General features: G+C 37.9%; 21 protein-coding genes and 1 tRNA gene. 18 read left to right on the forward strand and 4 right to left on the reverse strand.

Annotated features, from left to right (window positions below; all coding sequences use genetic code 11):
• Positions 1-187: 187 nt before the first annotated feature.
• Positions 188-2,968, forward strand: a complete 2,781-nt coding sequence (ileS, locus tag IGL90_RS03785; RefSeq protein ID WP_002381313.1) for an isoleucine--tRNA ligase — start codon at positions 188-190, stop codon at positions 2,966-2,968.
• A 51-nt stretch (positions 2,969-3,019) separates the two neighbouring features.
• On the opposite strand, the gene zwf is transcribed toward ileS, so the two are convergent.
• The 3 genes from zwf to IGL90_RS03800 form a co-directional block, all read right to left on the reverse strand.
• On the reverse strand, positions 3,020-4,543 hold the full coding sequence (gene zwf, locus IGL90_RS03790; protein WP_002355906.1) for a glucose-6-phosphate dehydrogenase: 1,524 nt from the start codon (positions 4,541-4,543) through the stop codon (positions 3,020-3,022).
• Entirely contained in the window at positions 4,543-5,211 is a 669-nt protein-coding gene (locus IGL90_RS03795) for a metal-dependent transcriptional regulator (protein ID WP_002358896.1), read from the reverse strand. Before IGL90_RS03795 ends, zwf begins: the two co-directional genes overlap by 1 nt.
• A gap of 171 nt (positions 5,212-5,382) precedes the next feature.
• Positions 5,383-5,751 (reverse strand): DUF4828 domain-containing protein, encoded by a 369-nt coding sequence (locus tag IGL90_RS03800; RefSeq protein ID WP_002397919.1) that lies wholly within the window; start codon positions 5,749-5,751, stop codon positions 5,383-5,385.
• 198 nt (positions 5,752-5,949) lie between these two features.
• On the opposite strand from IGL90_RS03800, the gene sfsA reads away from it, so the two are divergent.
• The 16 genes from sfsA (at position 5,950) to IGL90_RS03880 (ending at position 20,677) form a co-directional block, all read left to right on the forward strand.
• Positions 5,950-6,681, forward strand: coding sequence for a DNA/RNA nuclease SfsA (gene sfsA, locus IGL90_RS03805; RefSeq protein WP_010823484.1), 732 nt, complete (start codon positions 5,950-5,952; stop codon positions 6,679-6,681).
• A gap of 105 nt (positions 6,682-6,786) precedes the next feature.
• A complete protein-coding gene (locus IGL90_RS03810; RefSeq protein ID WP_002383416.1) occupies positions 6,787-7,785 on the forward strand; it encodes a Gfo/Idh/MocA family protein in 999 nt (332 codons plus the stop codon).
• A gap of 26 nt (positions 7,786-7,811) precedes the next feature.
• Positions 7,812-9,113 (forward strand): DEAD/DEAH box helicase, encoded by a 1,302-nt coding sequence (locus tag IGL90_RS03815; protein ID WP_002414731.1) that lies wholly within the window; start codon positions 7,812-7,814, stop codon positions 9,111-9,113.
• Positions 9,114-9,157: 44 nt separating this feature from the next.
• Positions 9,158-11,863, forward strand: a complete 2,706-nt coding sequence (locus tag IGL90_RS03820) for a sigma 54-interacting transcriptional regulator (RefSeq protein ID WP_002355912.1) — start codon at positions 9,158-9,160, stop codon at positions 11,861-11,863.
• 228 nt (positions 11,864-12,091) lie between these two features.
• A complete protein-coding gene (locus IGL90_RS03825) occupies positions 12,092-12,409 on the forward strand; it encodes a PTS sugar transporter subunit IIB (RefSeq protein ID WP_002355913.1) in 318 nt (105 codons plus the stop codon).
• 141 nt (positions 12,410-12,550) lie between these two features.
• Positions 12,551-14,014, forward strand: coding sequence for a PTS sugar transporter subunit IIC (locus IGL90_RS03830; RefSeq protein ID WP_002364646.1), 1,464 nt, complete (start codon positions 12,551-12,553; stop codon positions 14,012-14,014).
• 43 nt (positions 14,015-14,057) lie between these two features.
• Positions 14,058-14,276, forward strand: coding sequence for a hypothetical protein (locus tag IGL90_RS03835; RefSeq protein ID WP_002355915.1), 219 nt, complete (start codon positions 14,058-14,060; stop codon positions 14,274-14,276).
• Positions 14,277-14,289: 13 nt separating this feature from the next.
• Positions 14,290-14,490 (forward strand): DUF3188 domain-containing protein, encoded by a 201-nt coding sequence (locus IGL90_RS03840; RefSeq protein ID WP_002355916.1) that lies wholly within the window; start codon positions 14,290-14,292, stop codon positions 14,488-14,490.
• Positions 14,490-14,900, forward strand: a complete 411-nt coding sequence (locus tag IGL90_RS03845; protein ID WP_002355917.1) for a DUF3284 domain-containing protein — start codon at positions 14,490-14,492, stop codon at positions 14,898-14,900. The genes IGL90_RS03840 and IGL90_RS03845 overlap by 1 nt, the downstream gene beginning before the upstream one ends.
• A gap of 275 nt (positions 14,901-15,175) precedes the next feature.
• Entirely contained in the window at positions 15,176-15,502 is a 327-nt protein-coding gene (locus IGL90_RS03850; protein ID WP_002355918.1) for a PTS sugar transporter subunit IIB, read from the forward strand.
• Positions 15,503-15,524: 22 nt separating this feature from the next.
• Positions 15,525-15,845, forward strand: coding sequence for a PTS lactose/cellobiose transporter subunit IIA (locus IGL90_RS03855; RefSeq protein WP_002355919.1), 321 nt, complete (start codon positions 15,525-15,527; stop codon positions 15,843-15,845).
• A gap of 65 nt (positions 15,846-15,910) precedes the next feature.
• A complete protein-coding gene (locus tag IGL90_RS03860; RefSeq protein ID WP_002355920.1) occupies positions 15,911-17,188 on the forward strand; it encodes a PTS sugar transporter subunit IIC in 1,278 nt (425 codons plus the stop codon).
• Between the two features lie 83 nt (positions 17,189-17,271).
• Positions 17,272-18,666, forward strand: a complete 1,395-nt coding sequence (locus tag IGL90_RS03865; protein ID WP_002355921.1) for a glycoside hydrolase family 1 protein — start codon at positions 17,272-17,274, stop codon at positions 18,664-18,666.
• A 57-nt stretch (positions 18,667-18,723) separates the two neighbouring features.
• Positions 18,724-19,917 (forward strand): GNAT family N-acetyltransferase, encoded by a 1,194-nt coding sequence (locus tag IGL90_RS03870; protein ID WP_002355922.1) that lies wholly within the window; start codon positions 18,724-18,726, stop codon positions 19,915-19,917.
• Positions 19,918-20,237: 320 nt separating this feature from the next.
• Positions 20,238-20,311: transfer RNA gene (locus IGL90_RS03875), tRNA-Arg, on the forward strand.
• 33 nt (positions 20,312-20,344) lie between these two features.
• Positions 20,345-20,677, forward strand: a complete 333-nt coding sequence (locus IGL90_RS03880) for a putative quinol monooxygenase (RefSeq protein WP_010777500.1) — start codon at positions 20,345-20,347, stop codon at positions 20,675-20,677.
• Positions 20,678-20,790: 113 nt separating this feature from the next.
• Here the strand turns inward: IGL90_RS03880 and ppdK are convergent, their stop codons facing one another.
• The gene (gene ppdK / locus IGL90_RS03885) at positions 20,791-23,436 is read right to left on the reverse strand and encodes a pyruvate, phosphate dikinase (protein WP_048737180.1); all 2,646 of its coding nucleotides are present in this window, start codon (positions 23,434-23,436) and stop codon (positions 20,791-20,793) included.
• Between the two features lie 169 nt (positions 23,437-23,605).
• Here ppdK and IGL90_RS03890 point away from each other — a divergent pair, with 169 nt between their 5' ends.
• Complete coding sequence (locus IGL90_RS03890) at positions 23,606-24,235, forward strand: helix-turn-helix transcriptional regulator (protein WP_002355926.1); 630 nt, start codon at positions 23,606-23,608, stop codon at positions 24,233-24,235.
• Positions 24,236-24,241: the final 6 nt, after the last annotated feature.

Genomic DNA, 24,241 nt, shown 5'->3' on the forward strand with positions numbered 1-24,241 from the left:
CCGGATAATTACCGTTATCAATTTCAGAGAAAGTAGGGGCAACTCTACTTTGAATTTGGGTGGTAACACGAGTACTTCGTCCCTTGGGATGGAGTACTCTTTTTTTATCTACTTTTATCAGCTATCGTTCATCTTTAGTATGAACTAACACAATTAAATCGATAAAATGAAAGCGAGGCAAATGCATATGAAAATGAAAGAAACATTGCAATTAGGAAAAACAGCTTTTCCAATGCGTGGGAACTTGCCAAACCGTGAAGCAGAATGGCAAAAAGACTGGGAAGAAAAAGGGTTATATGAACAACGTCAAAAATTAAACGAAGGAAAACCAACCTTTGTTTTACATGATGGCCCTCCGTATGCAAACGGAAATATTCATTTAGGACATTCTTTGAATAAAATCAGTAAAGATATTATTATTCGTTCAAAATCAATGTCTGGTTTCCGTTCTCCTTATGTGCCTGGTTGGGATACCCATGGTTTACCAATTGAGCAAGTGTTAACCAATAAAGGGGTTAAACGTAAAGAAATGACTGTCGCTGAGTATCGCGAAAAATGTAAAGAGTATGCCTTATCACAAGTCGATAAACAACGTAACGATTTTAAACGTTTAGGTGTGTCAGGCGATTGGGAACATCCATACATTACGTTAGATCCAGAGTATGAAGCAGCAGAAATTCGTGTTTTTGGTAAGATGGCAGAAAAAGGCTATATTTATAAAGGTTTAAAACCAATTTATTGGTCTCCTTCAAGTGAATCTTCTTTAGCAGAAGCAGAAATTGAATACAAAGATGTAAAATCACCTTCTATTTACGTAGCTTTTAATGTGGCCGATGGTAAAGGTCTTTTAGATAACGAGACAGCCTTCGTCATCTGGACGACAACCCCTTGGACATTACCAGCCAACTTAGGTATTTCAGTTAATCCTGATTTTACGTATGTTGAAGTGAAGGCAGACGGTCGTAAATTTGTAATTGCTAAAGATTTATTAACAACAGTTAAAGAAGCGATTGGTTGGGAAGAAGTAGAAGTCTTGCGAGAATTTTCTGGTGAAAAATTAGATCGTATGACAGCTCAACATCCATTCTATGATCGAACATCACTTGTTATGCTAGGCGACCACGTGACGCTAGATGCCGGGACTGGCTTAGTTCATACCGCACCAGGACATGGTGAAGATGACTATATCGTTAGCCGTAAATATGATTTACCTGTTATTTCTCCTGTTGACAGCCGTGGGGTCTTTACAGATGAAGCACCTGGTTTTGAAGGAATTTTCTATGACAAAGCGAATCCAATGATTACTGAGTTATTAGAAGAAAAAGGCGCGTTATTAAAATTAGATTTCTTTACGCATAGTTATCCACATGACTGGCGTACCAAAAAACCAGTTATCTACCGTGCAACGCCACAATGGTTTGCTTCAATCTCTAAATTCCGTCAAGATATTTTAGATGAAGTTGAGAAAGTTGACTGGCTAATTCCTTGGGGAAAAACACGTTTGTATAATATGATTCGTGACCGTGGTGATTGGGTAATTTCTCGCCAAAGAGCGTGGGGTGTACCATTACCGATCTTCTATGCTGAAAATGGGGAAGCCATCATTACGCCAGAAACAATTGAACATGTAGCGAATTTATTTGCAGAACATGGATCAAATATCTGGTTTATGCGTGAAGCAAAAGAGTTACTACCAGCAGGCTTTACACATCCAGGTTCACCAAATGGCGAGTTTACCAAAGAAACAGATATCATGGACGTTTGGTTTGACTCAGGTTCTTCACATGAAGGAGTTTTACGAGAAAGAGAAGAGTTAACTTTCCCAGCAGATATGTATTTAGAAGGTTCTGACCAATATCGTGGTTGGTTTAACTCAAGTATTACAACAAGTGTCGCTATCAATGGAGTAGCGCCTTATAAATCAATTATTTCTCAAGGGATGGTTCTCGATGGCGAAGGCCGTAAGATGAGTAAATCGTTAGGCAATACTATCTTACCTGAAAAAGTTATCAATCAAATGGGTGCAGATATCTTACGCTTGTGGGTAAGTAGTGTTGACGCGGAAGCCGATGTGCGTGTCTCAATGGATATCTTAAACCAAGTATCTGAAGTGTACCGGAAAATCCGTAATACTATGCGTTTCTTGTTAGCGAATACGAGTGATTTTAATCCAGCTGAGCATACTGTAGCTTATGCTGATTTACGTTCTGTAGATAAATACATGACGGTTCGTTTAAATCAAGTCATTCAAGAAATCCGTGAAAATGGTTATGAAAAATATAATTTCATGCATATTTATCGGACAGTTATGAACTTCTTAACTGTGGATCTATCTTCTTTCTATTTAGACTTTGCGAAAGATGTCGTTTATATTGAAGCAGAAAATGATTATCAACGTCGTTGTATGCAGACTGTTTTCTATCAAACATTGGTTTCATTAACAAAATTATTGACACCAATTATTCCACATACAGCGGAAGAAATTTGGAGTTTCTTACAAGAAGAAGAAGAGTATGTGCAATTAGCTGAATTCCCAGGTTACGAAACGTTTACTAATGAAGAAGAATTGATGGATACATGGGCAGCCTTTATGGATTTCCGTGACAATGTCTTAAAAGCGTTGGAAGAAGCTCGTCATTCTAAATTAATCGGTAAATCGTTAGAAGCTAAAGTAACTGTTTATCCAAATGAACAAATTCGTCAATTAATGACAGCTGTTGATGCAGATATTGCTCAATTACTAATTGTTTCCGACTTTGAAGTATCAAAAGAAGTAGCACCTAGTGAAGCTGTTCAATTTGAAGACATGGCTATTTTAGTTGAAAAAGCAGAAGGCGAAACGTGCGACCGTTGTCGTTCCGTTCGTCAAGATGTCGGCTCAGATGAAAAATTACCAACACTTTGTGGCCGTTGTGCACACATTGTTGAAGAAAATTATCCAGAAGCGGTTGCTGAAGGATTCGAATAAACAAGAAAAAAGATCCGCTAGTCGTTAACTAGCGGATCTTTTTTGGCTTATTTATTGATCAAGTTGACCGCGGTCACGGTACCAGTTATCTGGTTGCCATTCCCAAGTAAAGCCATCTTTTTCTAATAAGTCGAAGGCAGCTTGCGGGCCCATTGTGCCAGCGGCATAATTAGGGAAAGAAACGTCTGTTTTATCCCAAGCATGTCGAATAATGTCAACAATGCGCCAAGATTGGGCAACTTCGTCCCAATGAGAGAAGTTTGTACTATCGCCATTTAGGCAGTCTAATAGAAGTTTTTCGTATGCTTCTGGACTATTTTCAGTCATTTCAGCACTTTGACGGAAATCAAGTTTCACTGGAGTTGTATTGAACCCTTGACCGATTTCTTTTCCATTTAAGGTTAATGAAAATCCTTCAGTTGGTTGGATATAGATAGTTAAAACATTCGGTGGTAAATCGGTTTTATCGCATTCTTCACACGTATCATCTTTGAAGACATTAATAGGTACTTGTTTAAAGACGATGTTAATACGTGTGCCTTTTTCAGTTAATCGTTTACCTGTGCGAACATAGAAAGGGACGCCAGACCAACGGAAATTATCAATTAAAAATTTACCAGCAACAAAAGTTTCAGTGGATGAAGTTTCTGCCACATTTGGTTCATCACGATAGGCTGCAAATGTTTGATCAGCTAGCTGACCTTCGCCGTATTGGCCACGCACGAAATTTTGAAGGGCTTCTTCTTCAGAATAAAGGCGGATGGCACGTAAAGCTTTTACTTTTTCAGTCCGAATTTCTTTTTCAGAAAAGGCAACAGGAGGCTCCATAGAAAGCAAAGCAACGACTTGTAAAATATGATTTTGAACCATATCTTTTAGTGCGCCACTGTGGTCATAATAGCCGCCACGATCCTCGACACCTAAGCTTTCAGCGAAGGTGATTTGGACATTATCAATGTAACGATTGTTCCATTGTGATTCAAAAATATTATTGGCAAAACGAATGGCTGAAATATTTTGGATCATTTCTTTGCCTAAGTAATGGTCAATTCGGAAAATATCTTGTTCAGGAAATGCAGCACGAATTTCTTCATTTAATTCGTAGGCAGATTCATAATCAGAACCAAATGGCTTTTCGATAATTAGACGATCAAAGCCTTCTTCCGAAATAATATGTTGTGATTTCAAGTGATTAACAATGGTTCCAAAGAATTGAGGGGCCATAGCTAAATAGTAAACGTGATTGCCTTCTAAGTGGTATTGTTCATTTAGGCGATCAGATAATTCTTTTAAGGTATTATAATGTTCCGTATCATTCACATTATGTGATTGGTAATAGAAATGACTAGAAAATTCAGTTGCCTCTTCGGCCGTAGGATTTAAGTCTTGAATGGTTTCACGAACGATTTCACGATAGTATTCGTCTGTCCATTCCCGACGTGCGGTACCAATCACCGCAAAACGCTCAGCTAATAATCCTTTTTTATATAAGCGGAACAGGGAAGGATACAATTTGCGTTTGGCAAGATCACCTGTCCCCCCGAAAATAGTAAATAATGCTACTTTTTCATTCATTAGTTTTCCTCACTTTCTCTAATCAACGGCTCAACAAAAATTGTGTTTGCTGCTTTAAAGCTGACGGATAATTCTTTGTTTTCATTATAAATGGTGATCGGTCCTTCATATGCAGCAATTTCTTTAATCGTATATTCTTCTTGAATATTTAAATCAATGGAAACTAAATAATCCAGTAATTCTTTTTCGTCTAAGACACGTGCAATCCGAATTTTTGTGCCAACAGGGTAGTCTGTTAACGTTTGGCGTTTCTCCTCATGAATGGGTTGATTATCTTCGGGAATAACACCACCGTGTGGACAAAATTCTGGATGATTTAAATAATCCGCTAAACGGTTCACAAGCGTCTGTGAAGTAACATGTTCTAAAACTTCTGCTTCTTCGTGCACATCATTCCAAGTGTAATTTAAGTGCTCTACTAAAAAGACTTCCCAGATTCGGTGTTTGCGAATTAACGTACTCGCTTTTTTTAAGCCTTTTTCAGTTAATTGTACCCCTTGATAAGGAGAATGCTCAACCAAATCTTCTTTTACTAACTTTGAAATCATCTCACTAACCGAAGCTGCCGAAACATCGAGTCCAGAAACAATTTGTTTATTATTCACTTTAACTTCGTCGCCACCTAATTCAAAAATTAATTTTAGATAGTCTTCGCGATTTGGTGTCATAGGGGCTCATCCTTTCAAAAAAACATCATCCTAAGTTTATCAGAAAAAGGCGCATTTGACTATTTAATAATATTCAAGTTGTAAGAAAACTTTCTGAATGCTTTTGCAAGGGATGTAAAAAAATAAATCACCCACCGCACATACTTCATTTTATGTGTCGTGGGTGATTTATTAATTGTAAATAGCCCGTTCTAGTGTGTAGGTTTCGTCGTCGGCTTCATCGTAAAGCGTCGCAGGGACACCATTTTCACATTGAATGATTAAATGGTAACCTAACTTGTCTAAGATAACTAAGCGTTTAGGGGTTAATTCAACAAGCAAGGCATGCATTTGTTTGCCATCAATGAAAACATTGAAAGATGAGGTGATTTCCAAGGTGTGTTGCGTGGCTTTCTTCACGTCTACAAACCACCAATGTCCAGTATAGTTGTGTTGAAGCTCCTGTGGGGAAGGGAGCTGTTTATTTTTTTTCCAGAGGATAGAGCCTGCTAATCCAGTAAGTAAAGATGCACCAACCAAGAAAGTCCAATGTTTTTTCAAAGAAATTCCTCCTAACCTTCATTTTCATTTATTCGTCTTCGTTACCTTTATTATATAGAACTTGTCTAAAATATTCGACTAAATCGCTGAGAATTGACAAATATTTAATGATTGACACAAGATAGTAAAATTGTTGGTTTTGGTCTATACTTTTCCTTGTTTTTTTATGGTATAGTGTGTAAGAAAGGAAGTCTGTGTATGAAGTACCCGAATGTCCAACTTGCTTATTTTATCGAACGACCCAATCGGTTTATTGCACACTGTCGTTTAATGGAAACGAATGAAGAAGTAATCACACATGTCAAAAATACTGGCAGAGGGAAAGAAGTTTTTTTACCAGGTGCTGTTGTGGCGCTTAGTTATCAACCATCGCCTAAAAGAAAAACAGATTACGATTTGATTGCAGTAAAAAAAGGTTCTTTTTGGATTAATATTGATAGCCAAGTACCGAATACATTAGTCAATGAAGCGTTAAAAAATGGTCAAATTGTGCTTCCTGGTTTAGTTGGTACGATCCAAACTGTTAAACGTGAGCAACGATTTGCACATTCAAAATTTGATTTTCTAGTGGAAACGGATGCAGACGAACAAGCTTTTGTCGAAGTGAAAGGCATGACTTTAGAAAATAAAGGCATCGGTGCTTTTCCTGACGCGCCAACACTTCGTGGCTTGAAGCATGTCACTGAACTAATGGCTGCAACTAAAGCGGGTTACCGCTGTTACGTTTTGTTTGTGGTCCAATTTGAAGAAATTAAGCAAGCAACGATTCACCAAGAGATGCAACCCGCCTTTGCTGAAAATGTGGGTGCTGCAATTGATCAAGGTGTGCAAGTCCTTGCTTACAATTGCCACGTAACACCAGCAACGATTGAACTTAAGTCACAGGTAACCTTTGATTTATTACAGGCATTTGATGATCCTAATAAATAACTTGAAGAACTCCTAGCGCTTTAAGGCAGGGTAATTACGTGACTTTTGTACGAGAGATTACTATTATAAAGAGAGTAAATAAACAAAAAATGGAGGTTTTTGATTATGATACATTTAGGCGTAATTGGTACCAATTGGATTAGTCATCAATTTGTTGCAGCAGCTTTAGAAACGGGTGCGTATGATTTAACGGCTGTTTATTCTCGGAAACTAGCAACGGCACAAGAATTTGGTTCTCGCTATGGGGATGTGGAATATGCAATTGATTTAGAGACGTTTTTTGGTATTGCACATATGGATACGGTTTATATTGCCTCACCAAATTCATTACATTTTGAACAAGCGAAACAAGCAATTTTAGCGAAAAAAAATGTAATTGTTGAAAAACCAGCTTTTTCAACGCCTGATGAGATGGCAGAAATTATTGAATTAGCGAATAAAAATCGTGTGTATTTCTTTGAAGCGGCCCGTAATATTCATGAGCAAAGTTTCCAAAAAATTGCTGAATTATTGCCATTAAAAAACCAAATTTTAGGTGCGAATTTTACGTATATGAAATATTCTTCTCGTTATGATCAAGTATTAGAAGGCAAAGAGCCAAATATTTTTTCTCCTCATTTTTCTGGGGGAGCCTTAGCGGATTTAGGCGTTTATTTAGTTTATGCAGCCTTAGGTTGGTTTGGCGTACCAAAGGAAAGCCATTATTTTGCTAGTAAAATTGCGACAGGTGTCGATGGCTTAGGAACAATTATTTTACGTTATGATCAGTTTGACGTGACGTTAAATACTGGGAAAATTAGTGATTCTTTTGCGCCATCCGAAATTTACTTTGAAAACGGGACCTTGATTTTAGACAGTGTCAATGCTATTTCTTCGGCTGAGTACCATGATCGCGCACATGAAGAACGTGATGTCTTAGATATTCAAGTAGCCGATAATCCAATGATTGAAGAAGCTCGTGATTTTGCAGCAGTTTTAAATAACCCAACAGATAAGTATTGGGGCACCAAGTATGAAGAATGGGTTGAGCTTGCTCGAAATGTCAATAAAGTAGTCACTGATTTACGTCATAGTGCCGGCATTATTTTTGATGCTGATAAATAAGAATTAAGCGATAGGAAAGGAACAATATGAGATTTTTAGAACAACTTCCAGAGGCTTGGCAAGAACAGTGGCAAGCTTCTGGCTTTAACGAACCATCAACAATTCAAGAAAAAAGTTTTACGCCCCTTCGCGAAGGAGAAAATGTTTTAGGAATTTCGCCGACAGGAACTGGAAAAACACTTGCTTATATGCTGCCTTTACTCTTAACTGTTGAAAAAGGACAGGGAAATCAATTGTTGATTATTGCTCCGTCTCAAGAATTAGCTATGCAAATTGCTGAAGTTGCTCGGACTTGGGCTAAGCCACTTCAATTAACGGTTCAAACGTTAATCGGCGGGGCAAATGTTTCACGCCAGATTGACAAGTTAAAAAAACGTCCCGAAGTGTTAATCGGAACGCCAGGTCGGATTTTAGAGTTAATGAAGAACAAAAAAGTCAAAGCTCAGTTGTTAAAAACAATTGTAATGGATGAAGTTGATCAACTTTTCCAAGAGGAAGAGCTAAGTTTAACCAAGCAAATTTTGACACACACACCAACCGAATACCAACTTGTTTTTTATTCAGCGACTGCTGATCGTGTCGTGAATCAAGCGCAATCTTTAAGCCAAAAATTACAGGTGATTGATGTGACGGAAGAAGATACTTCAGCAGGTCAAGTCGTCCACTACTTTATTCGGTTAGCACCAAGAAAAAAAGCTGATTACTTACGTCGTTTGGCCCATACAGAAGCATTCAGAAGTATGGTCTTTTTCAATCAAGTTGCTGATTTAGGTGCAGCAGAAGAAAAATTAGTTTATGAGAATGTGCCGGCTATTGGTCTGGCTTCAGATCAAAGTAAACAGTTGCGTAAATTGGCGATCGATCAATTTAAAGCAGAACGAGTGAAGTTGTTACTAACCACGGATATTGCGGCACGGGGCTTAGATTTCACAGGGGTCCCTTACGTCGTAAACGTAGATGTTCCTTTAACCGAAGAGAGCTATATTCATCGTTCTGGTCGCGTTGGCCGGATGGGTGCACAAGGGGCAGTGATTACGTTTATCAACGATGGCACCAAAAGGGATTATCAACGTTTGATGAAACAATTGGCCATTCCCTATCAGGAAATCTTTTTATATGATGGTGCACTTCATGAACAGCCAAAAGCCAAAGATGAACTAGAAAAAAAGAACGTAGTCAAAGATACGTATTCAGAAAAAAAGAGTACGAAAGAAAGAAAACCAGAAACAGTAAATTCTGTTGTCAAAGAACCGCAAGAAACACGCAAAAAGAAGAAAAACAAAAAGAAAAACACGAAAAACAAAGGAGCTCGTAAAGCGAAGAAATAACGCTTTACGAGCTTCAAGCAGAACGTTGTATCGAGGAGGATTCCATGAAATCTCGGAAGGAAGAAATCTTAGCGTTACTTCAAAAAAATGAAACTGGCTTAACGGCAGGAGCGGTAGCAGAACAGTTAATGATTGATCGCAGTAATGCCAGCCGTTATTTAAATGAATTATTCAAAGAAAAGAAAATTACTAGAAGTACTGGACGTCCTGTTATCTATTCAGTGCCAACAATCAATGAAGGAGAACAAGTCCATGTAGATGAGTCTACCTCTGTTAGTTTTGACACATTAGTAGGTGCCAATGATTCTTTAAAAGTGAGTATTCAGCAGGCCAAGGCGGCTATTTTATATCCACCAAGAGGTTTGCATACGATTATTTTTGGGAAAACAGGAACAGGGAAATCTCTTTTTGCTGAATGTATGTACCGTTTTGCCATTGATTCAAAAACCTTAGATGAAGATGCCCCTTTTGTCTCTTTTAATTGTGCTGATTATGCACAAAACCCACAATTATTATTTGGTCATATCTTTGGGGTAAAAAAAGGCGCCTATACTGGTGCGAATGAAGATAGTCCAGGCTTAATGGCAAAAGCAGATGGCGGGATTCTCTTTTTAGATGAAATTCATCGCTTACCGCCAGAAGGTCAAGAAATGCTCTTTACGTTTATTGATAAAGGCGTGTACCGTCCATTAGGAGAAAGTGGCCAAACCTATGAAGCCTCTGTTCAAATTATTGGTGCGACAACGGAATCCTCAGAAAACTTTTTAACCACTTTTAATCGGCGGATTCCGATGTCGATTACATTACCATCTTTAGATGCACGGACGCTAGATGAGCGTTATGCCATCATTTCGTTATTTATTCAGCAAGAGGCAACACGTTTGGGCCAACAAATTGATATCGAACGCGAAGCAGTTTTGGCTTTTATGTTATACGATGCAGAAGGAAATATTGGTCAGGTGAAGCGGGACTTAAAATTAGTTTGTGCTAAGTCATTTCTTTATTATCGGACGCACAATTTAGAACATTTGGTTATCCGTAAACGGGATTTGTCGTTACCTGTCCAAAAAGGATTATTAAAAATTAAAGAAGTACCTGAGCGCTTGGATCAATTTGTCGATAGTAAAAGTAATTATTTATCTTTCCAGCCAGGCACCAACAAAATTGTTTGGTCACAAGATCCAGCTAGAGACATGCAAGTTTACAATGAAATCGAAGAAAAAGTCGCTGACTTGTCCGAAGCTGACTTAGAAAATGTTGATTTAGAAGAATTGATTTCCAAAGATATGAATGCGTATTTTAAAAATTATGTCGAAGAATTAACCCAACATTCTTTACATAAGGAGTTATTACCAGAAGCTATTTGGGACTTAACGAATCGTCTTTATGATATCGCAGAAGAGCGTTTGGAACACACGTACAACGAAACAGCACGCTTTGCCTTTGCGCTTCATTTACAAAGTACGATTGAACGTGTCAAAGAAGGTCATGTGATTGTCCATCCTGATTTAAATAATGTCCGTAAAAACATGAAAAAAGAATTTCAAGTAGCCTTAGATTTATCTTCTATTATTGAAGAAGAGAACAACATAGAGATTCCTTTCGATGAAATTGGCTTTATTAGTATGTTTTTATCTATAAATGTCGGTAAAGAAGAAAGAACTCCAGAAAATAATGTTGGTGTGTTCGTCTTAATGCATGGGGATTCTACTGCCTCAAGTATGTTGAAAACCGCCCAAGAACTTTTAGGAACATCAATCGGAACAGCGATGAATATGCCGTTAACGATGGAAGTTCAAACAATGTATGAACAATTACGAAACCAAGTAATTACGCAAAAAGAATCGTTAAATAATGGGATTTTATTACTGACGGATATGGGTTCATTAAATTCGTTTGGAAATATGTTGTTTGAAGAAACAGGTATCCGAACGAAGGCGATTACAATGACGAGCACAATGATTGTCTTAGAAGCTATTCGAATGGCAAGCGTGGGACGAAGTTTAGAGGACATTTACCAAAATATTCAACTTTCTTTTGAAAGCGTTGTGAGAGAACAATTTCGCTCTAGTCTGCAAAAACGTCAAAACGTAAAAAAAGCAGTAATCGTGACGTGCTTTACAGGAGAAGGGGTCGCCGCAAAACTATACCAACGAATCTTACCCGTTATTGATGAAACAAAAGTAGAACTGATTCAAATGCAATTTATTGAACGAGAAACATTTAAAAAACATATCGACAACTTGATGGAAGAATATGAAATTAAGGCCATTGCGGGAACTGTGGATGTTGAATATCAAAATATTCCTTTCTTTTCCGTCTATGATATTTTTGATGATGAAAAATTAAATGTACTGAAACGGATTGCTAGTGATGAAGTGGCGATTGATACAATTGTTCATTCACTAAGTGGCGTCATTACTTCTGTGGACTCCTTACAAAAATTAATTCTCATGTTACAAAAAACAGTTCATCAAATACAAACAGACATGCATATTATTGTTGAACCAGGGGTGGATGCCGGAATCATGATTCATTTGGCTTTTCTGGTAGATGCTTTAATTAAAGGAGAAGAAGCAAGAACTTTTCCAAACTTAGCGGAATATGTTAAAACACATCGTTTAGAAATCGATGTCGTACGCACGAATTTTATGTTAATTGAACGGGCGTATCGTGTGACGATTCCAGAAGCGGAAGTTGCGCATGTTACCCAAATGTTTTTAGAAAATGAAATTAAAAGTAAACAATAATAAATAAAAAAACATCAAGAAATGAGAAAACGCTCTCTTTTTTCTTGATGTTTTCTTTTTGTAAGTTACACACAATTTCATGTGTGTAAGCGTTTTCTTTTAGTGTGTGCACGCTTTTTTCGATGACAAAAGCTGTTATATCAGTATTTTAATGAGGGGAAAACTTGGCACAATTATTGCTATAAATAAAGTGTATAACATCATAACTTTTAAGGAGATGAAGAAAAAATGGCAAAAAAAACAATTATGTTAGTTTGTTCCGCAGGAATGAGCACAAGTTTATTAGTAACAAAAATGCAAAAAGCAGCAGAAGATCGTGGCATGGAAGCAGACATCTTTGCAGTATCGGCTTCTGAAGCAGATACAAACTTGGAAAATAAAGAGGTGAATGTTTTACTTTTAGGTCCACAAGTTCGTTTCATGAAAGGGCAATTTGAACAAAAATTACAACCAAAAGGGATTCCTTTAGATGTAATTAACATGGCAGATTATGGCATGATGAATGGCGAAAAAGTTTTAGATCAAGCAATCTCATTAATGGGATAAGGAATTAAAACGTTTAGGAAAAGTGAATAGCAAACAAGGATAGTGCATGTTACCAAAGGTTTTGTTTTGTACGCTCGATTCATTCGTTTAATGAGGCTACTGCCTTTTTAATAAATATAAATGGATACAGGAGGAATAAAAATGAACGGATTAATGGCATGGATGGAAAAATATATCTTACCAACTGCCGCAAAAATTGGTGCACAGAAACATCTGGTGGCACTAAGGGATGCTTTTATTGGTACATTACCTGCGACAATGGCTGGATCAGTCGCCGTAATGATTAACGCAATTATTCGAGATCTTCCCCAAGAGTTTGTCTCAACTTATGCGGCAAGTTTGGAAGCAGACAAAGGTATTTTTGCAGTATTGAATGTCATCATTGGGATTAATGGTTTTGTTTGGAATGGTACATTGGCTATCGCTGGTTTGATTTTCGCTTTTTCTTGGGGCTATAACTTAGCGAAAGCATACAATGTGAATGAGCTAGCTGGTGGGATTGTCAGTTTAGCTACCTTAATTTCAGGTGTTGCTTTTGCACCAAATAACACAGCTGAATTAGCTGTAAAAGTGCCAGAAAAGATTGCCAACGCAATTAATGGGGCAGAAATTGGTGCGTCAATTGCTAATAATCAATTGACTGTCAATCCATGGGGTTGGTTAAATCTCAACCATCTAAATGGTAACGCTTTCTTTACAGTGATGATTATGGGCGCTTTATCAACCATTATTTTTTGTAAATTAATGCAAGCGGATTTAACAATAAAAATGCCTGATTCTGTACCACCAGCAGTTTCAAAAGCGTTTGCGGCAATTTTACCAGCAACAATCGCATTGTATGTCGTAGCAATTATTAACTTTACGGTGTCAAAACTTTCAGGCGGTCAATTATTAATTGACTTAATTCAAAAATATATCGCGGAACCGTTCCTTGGGTTATCACAAGGACTAGGCGCTGTGTTAATCGTAACGGTTTTTGTTCAAATTTTCTGGTTCTTTGGTATTCACGGTCCAAACGTTTTGGCACCAGTTCTTGAAGGAATTTGGGGACAAGCACAATTAATCAATATTGATATTTTCCAAAAAGGTTATGAAGGAAAAACAGGAACAGCTGCGGTTTTAGCCGCTATTGACGACGGTAAAGCCTACATGTGGGTCCGTGGTTCGTTTGATGCTTTTGCTTGGTTTGGTGGTTCAGGCGGTACAATTGTCCTAATTATTGCAATCTTGTTATTCTCCAAACGAGCAGATTATTTAACAGTTGGTAAATTATCATTAGGACCTGGGATCTTTAATATCAATGAACCGATTATGTTTGGTTTACCAGTTGTTCTGAATCCAATTATGTTTATTCCATTTGTAATTGCGCCATTAGTTGCTACTACAATTGGCTGGGTTGCAACGTATCTTGGGCTAGTCGCCCCAGTTTCTCAACAAGTCGCATGGGTGACACCGCCGTTGCTATTATCTTTCTTAGCGACAGGTGCCGACTGGCGCGCACCAATCGTAGCGTTGGTATGTATGGTAGTCACTTTCTTGATTTGGACACCGTTTGTTATCGCTGCTAACAAAATGGATCCTGCATTAGGCGAAAGTGAGCAATAGGCAATAAAAACAGCAATTACTTGTATAGAAAGGAGCGAGCAGCATGATTTCGATTGCAAGTGCAATGAAGCAAGAGGAAATTATTACTTTATTAGAGGCATATCAAGGGGAAAATGAAACATTTACTTTTAAAGAAAAGAATGGTATTAAGTTATTTTTTGAAGTTGAAGGAGACCCTGAAACTGCTGCACAAGTTGCAAAACAGCTGATTAAGGAACAACCTTGGGGTGGCGTTTTATACTTCCAAGCAACGGTAGTCTAAAAAGATAGGATGGATGAAAATGATTAGAAATGGATTATTTTTATGTAGTATTGGCTTCTTGATTGTTTTGTATTCGTTGAATCCCAGCTCCTTAAACTATGATTTATTAAGTCTGACAACGGGGATTTTTTTCATTGGACTTGGTGGTTACCTGTTTTTTAAAGGAAAAAAAGTTGCTGAAGAAGAGGCGACAAAGGATGAGGTGAAACGGTAATGGAAATTACGAAAACATTAACTATTTCAGCAGATGAATTTTACACGCAATTAATGAATTCTGTTATTTTTGATATCCGTAAGCAAACAGGCAAAACTCTTACAAGAAAGCAGTTGCGTAAGTTTGAATACATCAAAGAATATAGTAAAAATAGTCGCGCGAAAATAGTTATTGAAGAAGCTGTAGAAAATAAGACCTATCAATTTCGAACATCCACAACTAAAAATGATTTCTCGGTGCGGTATGAGCTCCAGCCAATTGATGAAAAAAGCTGTGAACTGCGTTATACAGAAACAATGGTTTCTTATGGGGCGTTACAAAAACTGAATGATGCAGTATTAGGTATCTTTTTAAGTTATTTTAAAAAGAAACAGTTTTATAAAATGCTTAAAATGATGGAAACTGCTTAAAGGGAAAAAGCGGCTTTTGTCCAGTTGATTCTCTTCAGCTTTAGAAAGTGAGCGATGAGTCGTTTCGACTTATCGCTCACTTTTTTTTGTGGCCCTATTATTTTGGAAACGCACACAAAAAAGCTGTGTGTAATCGTTTTATTTTTAGTGTGTACACGCTTTCCATGTTGAAAAACGTTGTCATATCAAGGTTTTCAATGTGTTAAAACTTGGCACGCTTCTTGCTTATATAAAGGTGTAAAGCAAAACAAAGAGAATTTAGGAGATGAAGGAAAATGGCAAAAAAAACAATTATGTTAGTTTGTTCCGCAGGAATGAGCACAAGTTTATTAGTAACAAAAATGCAAAAAGCAGCAGAAGATCGTGGCATGGAAGCAGACATCTTTGCAGTATCGGCTTCTGAAGCAGATACAAACTTGGAAAATAAAGAGGTGAATGTTTTACTTTTAGGTCCACAAGTTCGTTTCATGAAAGGGCAATTTGAACAAAAATTACAACCAAAAGGGATTCCTTTAGATGTCATTAACATGGCGGACTATGGCATGATGAATGGCGAAAAAGTTTTAGATCAAGCAATTTCATTAATGGGATCATCAAACTAGAGCAGAAAATGGGGTAGAGGTAATGGACGGACAACAGAACTTAGAAGCAATCATGGGTTTAATCATGTATGGCGGAAATGCTAAAAGCGATGCAATGGAAGCGATTGCCGCAGCAAAATCGGGGGATTTTGAATTAGCAGACAAAAAAATTGCAGATGCAGAAGAATCACTTGTACATGCACATCATTCGCAAACAGGAATGTTAACAGAAGAAGCAAAAGGCAATAACATGCAAGTAACATTGTTAACAGTGCACAGTCAAGATCATTTAATGACTGCGATTGCATTTACAGATTTAGCAAAAGAAATTATCGATCTTTATCGCCGTATTGATAACGAGTAATCTCGTTGTCAATGCGTCTTATAAGAAAAACGCGCTTGAGAAAGCGTTAATTAGGAGGAATAACAATGGACGGATTTGTTCAATGGATGGAGAAACACTTTATGCCGAAAGCGTCAGTTATCGCAGCGCAACGGCACTTGGTAGCAATTCGTGACGCGTTTGTCGTAACGATGCCATTAATGATTTTAGGGGCTTTGGCGGTATTAATTAATAATATTCCAATTCCAGGATATGAGGACTTTTTAAACAAAATTTTCCCAATGATGTATAACGATGCACCAATTTGGAAAAGCTTTGGTGGTAACATTTGGAACGGTACATTCGCAATCTTTGCCGTTTTAGTAGCCTTTTTAGTAGCACACAATTTAGTTAAATCTTATGGAAAAGACGGCATTGCAGCCGGTACAGTTTCTGTAGCTTCATTCTTCGCAGTTGGCGGCTTAGAAGGTATGGGCGCAACTGGATTATTTATTGCTTTGATTATTGCACTTATTTCAGGAGAACTATTCCAACGTTTATCTGGCAATCCTAAATTAGTTATCAAAATGCCTGATGGTGTACCACCAGCAGTAGCAAAATCATTTGCGGCATTATTACCAGCAATGATTACAATCAGTTTATTTAGTTTAATCACATCAATTCTATTTGCTTTAGGAATTGACAATATCGTTATTTCATTCTATGAAGCAGTTCAACAACCATTTATGGGACTTGCAAACAGCTACCCATCAGCATTATTGTTAGCTTTCATTACACCATTCTTATGGTTCTTTGGTTTACATGGTGCCAACATGGTTGACCCATTAATGCAAACAATCAACGTACCAGCGATTGATGCGAACATTAAAGCTTTAGAAGCAGGTAAAGCAATTCCTTATATTGTAAACAAACCTTTCTTTGATTCATTTGTAAACTTAGGTGGAACAGGGGCAACATTAGGTCTGTTAATTGCTATCTTTATCGTTGGTCGTCGTAACAAACCATACAAAGTCATTACAAACTTAAGTTTAGCACCAGGACTATTTAATATTAATGAACCAGTCATGTTCGGTTTACCAATTGTTTTAAACCCAATTATGTTTATCCCATTCATTTTAGTCCCAATGGTTCTTGTAACTGTTGCGTATGTGGCGACAGCAACTGGTTTAGTACCAGCTGCAACCTTTATGCCACCTTGGGTAACACCACCAATTATTGGCGGATTTTTAGCAACGAAGAGTATCGCCGGCGGAGTTTTAGCAGCTGTTAACTTATTGATTTCTATTTTGATCTACATGCCTTTCGTAAAAGTAGCAACAGATCAATACTTGAAACAAGAAGCAGCCGCAGAAGCAGCTGAGTAAAAAATCGAAGGATTGAATCGTCCGGACTCTTACGGAGGGTTCAATCCTTTTTTTAATGATTAAATCGTAAAGGAGCAAATAACATGAAATATCAATTTCCAGAAAATTTTTGGTGGGGTTCTGCAGCCAGCGGTCCTCAAACAGAAGGCGTTTTTGAAGGTGATGGTAAAGGTCAAAATATTTGGGATTTTTGGTATCAAGAAGCGCCAGAAAAATTTTTTCAACAAGTCGGTCCAGATAAGACCTCACAATTTTATAAAAAATACCAAGAAGATATTCAGTTAATGAAAGAAACGGGACATAACTCTTTTCGAACATCCATTCAATGGAGCCGTTTAATTCCAGATCCTACAACAGGAAAAGTCAATCAAACAGCAGTTGATTTTTATAATCAAGTCATTGATGATTTATTAGAACACGGGATTGAGCCCTTTATGAACTTGTATCATTTTGATATGCCGATGGTACTTCAAGAAAAAGGCGGTTGGGAAAGCCGTGAAGTGGTTGATTTGTATGTTGACTTTGCCAAAACCTGTTTTGAATTGTTTGGCGATCGCGTGAAAAAATGGTTTACGCACAATGAACCAATTGTACCAGTTGAAGGTGGTTATCTCTATGGCTGGCATTATCCTGATAAAGTGAATCTAAAAGAAGGGATTCAAGTACTCTATCATGAAGCTTTAGCTAGTGCCAAAGCGATTGCCGTCTATCACTCTATGAACTTATCAGGTGAAATTGGCATTATTTTAAACTTAACGCCGACTTATCCTCGTGATGAGCACAACGAAGCCGATGTAAATGCGGCTAAATTTGTCGATGGTTTCTTTAATCGTTCGTTTTTAGACCCGGCTGTTAAAGGTCATTTTCCAGAAGATATGGTTGCTTGGGCGAAAGCAAATGACTTATTGCCAGAAACAACGCCAGAAGATTTAGCAATAATTGCTGAAAATACTGTGGACTTATTAGGAGTAAACTACTATCAACCACGTCGTGCCAAAGCAAAAGAAACACCTGTTGAAACACGACCAGAAGGCTTACTTCCAGAAGATTTTTATGATGTCTACGATATGCCTGGCAAAAAAATGAATCCTTACCGTGGCTGGGAAATCTACGAAAAAGGTATTTATGATACATTAATGAATTTAAAAGAAAATTATGGCAACATTCGCTGCTACATTTCAGAAAATGGCATGGGCGTAGAAGGAGAAGAACGCTTTGTCAATGAACAAGGAGTCATTGAAGATGATTATCGGATTGAATTCGTGCAAGATCACTTGAAATGGGTGCACCAAGCGATTCAAGAAGGTAGTAATGTTCAAGGATATCATATGTGGACGTGTATGGATAACTGGTCTTGGCTCAATGCCTATAAAAATCGTTATGGCTTCATCGCTGTGGATTTAGATGATGATGCGAAACGGACCATTAAGAAAAGCGGTCGTTGGTTCAAAGAAATGACAGCAAATAACGGCTTTTAGAAAGAGAACCGTTTCTGTGATAAAATGAATTGATACAATGTGCGAGGAGGAAAGAAAATGACAACTAAAAGAGTCAAAAAAATGGGCAAAGAAGAAATGAAAGAGATGTTTGATCTTGTTATCTATGCTTTTAATCAGGAACCCACGGCGGAACGCCAAGAACGTTTTGAAAAATTGTTGTCACATACGCAAAGCTATGGCTTCCTAATTGATGAGCAGTTAACAAGTCAAGTGATGGCGACACCTTTTCAAGTGAATTTCCATGGTGTCCGCTATCCCATGGCTGGAATTGGCTATGTGGCTTCTTATCCAGAATATCGTGGTGAAGGCGGCATCTCTGCTATTATGAAAGAAATGTTGGCTGATTTAGCGAAACAAAAGGTTGCCCTTTCTTACTTAGCACCGTTTTCATATCCATTTTATCGTCAATATGGCTATGAACAAACATTTGAACAAGCAGAGTATACAATTAAAACGGAAGATTGGCCACGTGTTAAACGAGTTCCGGGTACCATTAAACGAGTTTCTTGGGCTGACGGTAAAGAGGTCATTAAAGACGTATACCTTGAAAATCAAAGAGCGCACTCTGGTGGTGTGATCCGTGAAACTTGGTGGCTGGATTATACGCTGAATCGTGCAAGTAAACCAAATAATCAAGCGATTTATTATTCGTCAGAAGGGAAAGCAGAAGGCTATGTGATTTATCGGATAGCTGCTGGCACCTTTGAAATCGTAGAATGGAACTATTTAACTAATACAGCTTTTAAAGCTTTAGCTGGGTTTATTGGCTCACATAGTGGTTCCGTTCAATCGTTCCATTGGATTAATGGTTTTGCTGGAAAAGATTTAAATGATTTAATGCCAACGCCAGCAGCTTCTGTAAAAATTTTACCTTACATGATGGCACGAATCGTTGAGTTACAAACATTTCTGGAAAAATATCCATTTCAATCAGGAGAAAAAGAAACGTATTCTTTAGAGATTGAAGATTCCTATGGGCCATGGAATGAAGGCATTTGGACAATCACAATTGACGAACAAGGAAAAGCAACAGTGACTAAAGGTGCTGCGGAAAAAGAAGGGACTGCTGCTTTGAAAGCAGATATCCAAACGTGGACGCAACTATTCTTGGGCTATCGTTCAGCAGAGACGTTATCTTTTTATGAACGCTTGCAAGGAGACGCAACGACAGCTCAACGTTTAGGACAACGTTTAGTCAAAGGCATGCCAATTTTAGAAGATTATTTTTAAAAGTGTGTTTATTCGCAAAAAATGACAGAACCTACTATAATAAAAATGTAAAAAGAATTATTTTAGAAAGGTGATGGGGACAATGGCGAAAACGAAACAAGAAAAAGTTGCACGCAATAATAAAATTGGGCAATATATAGCTATTGCGACAGGACTTTATTATTTAGGAAAAATGATTCTTGATCGGCGGCAAAAAAAATAATAGATAAACGAACGACGTGTTTCACTGAAAGAAAGTATCTCGCATAATTGTTTATGCGAGATACTTTCTTTTTGTCTATTGACAGATGTAGTGAAGACTTCTAAAATTAAAACAGATTGTTCTCGTAGCTCAGTAGGATAGAGCAACCGCCTCCTAAGCGGTAGGTCGCTGGTTCAATTCCAGTCGGGAACGTAAAAAGGCAAGTAAATTTAGGGGGGAAGACAGATGGCGATTACTATAAATATTTATTATAGTGGGACAAATGGAGGTGCAAGAGAATTTGCCAAAGAAATGATTGCCAGCGGAATTGTAGAGGCAATTCGTGCAGAAAAAGGGAATAGTCGCTATGAATACTTTTTTCCAATGGACGATGAAGAAACAGTTCTGCTGATTGATAGTTGGACAGATCAGGAAGCATTAGACAAACACCACGCTTCTCCAATGATGACCCGTATTACGGAACTTAGAGAAAAATATGATTTGCATATGAAAGTAGAAAGATATGTATCAGATGTAACAGACCCCTTGATAAAAGATGCTGCGTTTATAAGAAAATAACCAGAGTGCAATCATTGATCTTAAAATTTAGTGCTAGGAACATCAGCCGTTTCGACTGATGTTCCTAGCACTTTTTATCTTGTAAGGATGAATCATTTGTTACACACGTTAAATTAAAGAAGGACCATTTGTTCTTCAGTCACAGCCGGTTCGGTTAAAATTTTGGCTTGGGCAGCTGCGAGTTTCGCAATAGGTACCCGATAAGGTGAGCAAGAGATGTAGTTTAGGCCAAGTGTTTGGAAAAATGTGATGGATTGCGGATCACCACCGACTTCTCCACATACGCCAATACTCATGTTTGGTTTAGTGCGACGCGCTTTCTCTACAGCTAATTGAATCAGTTGACCAACACCTGTTTGATCTAGTGATTGAAACGGATCTTGGGTAATGATTTTCTTTTCCCGATACGTATTAATGAATTTACCGATATCATCACGAGAAAAACCATAGGTCATTTGTGTTAAATCATTTGTTCCAAAGCTGAAAAAGTCTGCTTCTTCTGCTAACTGATCCGCAATCAGACAAGCTCTAGGTAGTTCAATCATTGTCCCGATTTCGTAAGGGAAAGGAGTTATTTTATGTTCTTCAAAGAGACCGTCAATCGTTTCTTTTAAAATGCGTTTGAGATAGAGAAGTTCTTCTTTTTCGGCGATTAGAGGAATCATCACTTCTGGATAAACAGTAATTCCTTCTTTGACTAATCGAATGGCACTAGTAAATAAGGCTGTAACTTGCATTTTGTATATTTGTGGTTGGGTCACACCTAAACGACAACCACGATGGCCCAACATTGGATTGGTTTCTTGTAACCGTTCAATTTGTTTGGCGATGGTCACCGGGAACCGTTGTAGTTGCTTCGCCAATAATTGAATATCATTCTTTTCATGAGGTAAAAACTCATGCATCGGCGGATCTAACAAGCGGACCACCATGGGCTTGTCTTGAACGACTTTCAGCATTTGATAAAAGTCTTCCTGTTGAAAATGAAGAAGTTGCTCCAACGCATAGGTTGCTTCCTTTTCAGACTCTGCTAAAATTAGTCGACGCATTTCCAAGACACGCTCTTCACCGAAAAACATATGCTCTGTTCGCGCTAAACCAATCCCCGCTGCGCCAAAACGGATAGCAGTCTCTAAATCTTGTGTAGTTTCTGCATTGGCACGAACAGTTAAATCAGCATACGCATCTGCCCAAGACAAGAGCTCTTGAAGGTCATCGTTATTATCAGCAGAAATTGTAGGAATTTCGCCAAGATAAATTTCCCCCGTTGAGCCATCGACGGAAATGATTGTTCCTTCTAAAATGACTTGTGGCCCGCAGTGTAGTTGTTTGGTTTCTTCATTGACGGTTAAACTTTCACAACCAGTCACACAGCAAGTTCCCATTCCTCGTGCGACCACAGCGGCATGAGAAGTCATTCCGCCACGACTGGTCACAATTGCTTCGCTTACAACCATGCCTTCAATATCTTCTGGTGAAGTTTCTTGACGAACAAGAATGACTTTCTTTCCTAGATTGGTCAGTTCTTTGGCTTTTTCTGCTGTAAAAACAATTTGGCCACTTGCTGCACCAGGACTAGCAGGAAGTCCCATAGCTAAACGTTCCATGTGTTGTCGTTTCTCTTGATCAAACACGGGATGAATTAATTGATCAATCGTATCAGGTGTCACACGCAACAGTGCTTCTTGTTTAGTAATGCGATTTTCTTTGGCTAAGTCTAAAGCAATTTTAACCGTAGCTGCGGCGGTTCGTTTCCCGTTTCTTGTTTGTAAAATATATAATTTTTCATTTTCAATGGTAAATTCAATATCTTGCATGTCACGATAATGATATTCTAAAAGTTCTGCGTAATGGCGAAAATCTTGATAAACTTTTGGCATAGTCAAACGTAAACGACGAATGGGTTCTGGCGTCCGAATACCAGCCACTACATCTTCTCCTTGCGCGTTCAAAAGAAACTCTCCAAACAGTTGATTTTCCCCTGTGACCGGATTTCTAGTAAAGACAACGCCAGTGCCACTGTCTAGTCCACGATTGCCGAAAACCATTTCTTGAATGTTGACAGCTGTACCTAAATCATGTGCAATATGATGTAAGTTTCGATAAACCACCGCACGTTGATTATTCCATGAATCAAAAACAGCTTTGATTGCTTCAAAAAGTTGTGCGACAGGGTCTTGCGGGAAGACCACATGATGTTGTTCAAAAACTTCTTGGTAGCGGACAATCAAGGCAAAATGATCTTCTTCTTGAAAAGCGGTAATTTTTTTATTTAGCTCTTGTTCCAAGCGCTCTTTTTGTTGGTCAAATAATTCTTTGGGAATGTGATAGACGACGTCTCCAAACATTTGAATAAGTCGGCGATAACAGTCAAAAGCAAAACCAGGAGAGGTTAAGGTCGCAAATTTTTTCACACGTTGATCATTTAAACCCAAATTTAAAATAGTATCCATCATACCAGGCATCGAGAAGGCAGCACCGCTGCGAACGGAAACTAAGAGAATCTCATTGTTCGCAGTAAAAGATTTGCCTGTTTCAGCTTCTAGGTTTTTAACCGCTTTCAAAATTTCTGATTGTAAGTGTTCTTCAAAGAAAGTAGCATCTGCCAAATAGTCCATACAGCAACGGGTTGTAATCGTGAATCCTTGCGGAATCGGCAAACCTAAGCGTGTCATTTCTGCCAAGTTCGCCCCTTTACCACCAAGAGTCTCTTTACCTTCATTGTGTGTTTCGTTAAAAGAATAAATAAACTTTTTCATGCGTGACCTCCGTTTAATATGTGTCTTATATGTTCAATAAACATCATAATAGACGGAAATAAGTTTGTCAATAGAAAAAGTTTCTTGTCAATATGTTGAAAAAACAATAAATATGTGTATAATTGTAAGCGAATGCACAGTTTGTTTAAGAGGAATTGAGGAGGAAATGATGAAATTAAGTAAACGACAAGAGCAAATTATCGCTGTTGTAAAAGAGCATCAGCCAGTTAGTGGTGAACGCATTTCGGACATATTAGCCGTTTCACGTGCGACATTGCGTTCTGATTTGTCTTTTTTAACACTTTCAGGAATTTTAAAAGCAAGTCCGAAAGTTGGGTATACTTACGAAAGTGATAATATGGAGGCTTTTTTCTTTTTTGATGTTTTTCAAACAAAAGTTCAGGAGATCATGAGTCCACCATTGATGGTTGCCCAAGACACCTCAATTCGAGATGCGATTACCAACTTGTTTATGTATGATGTCGGTTCTCTTTATGTCATGGATGAAGCAAAAGAATTATTAGGGGTTTTGTCACGAAAAGATTTATTACGGGCCTCTTTAAATACAAATATTGATGGCACACCTGTTGCTGTTTGTATGACAAGAGTGCCACATGTGAAAACCTGCACACCAGAATTTACTATTCTTGAAGCTGCTGACACTTTGCAAAAATACGAAGTGGATTCTTTGCCAGTCGTTGAAAAAGAAAATCCTAAAAAAGTTATTGGAAAAATTACGAAAACGAAAATTTTAACCTATATTACGCAACAAGCGAAAGAAGCCGCACAAAATAGATAAGGGAGC

Source organism: Enterococcus sp. DIV1307a, assembly GCF_050537425.1.
Taxonomy (GTDB): Bacteria; Bacillota; Bacilli; order Lactobacillales; family Enterococcaceae; genus Enterococcus; species Enterococcus faecalis.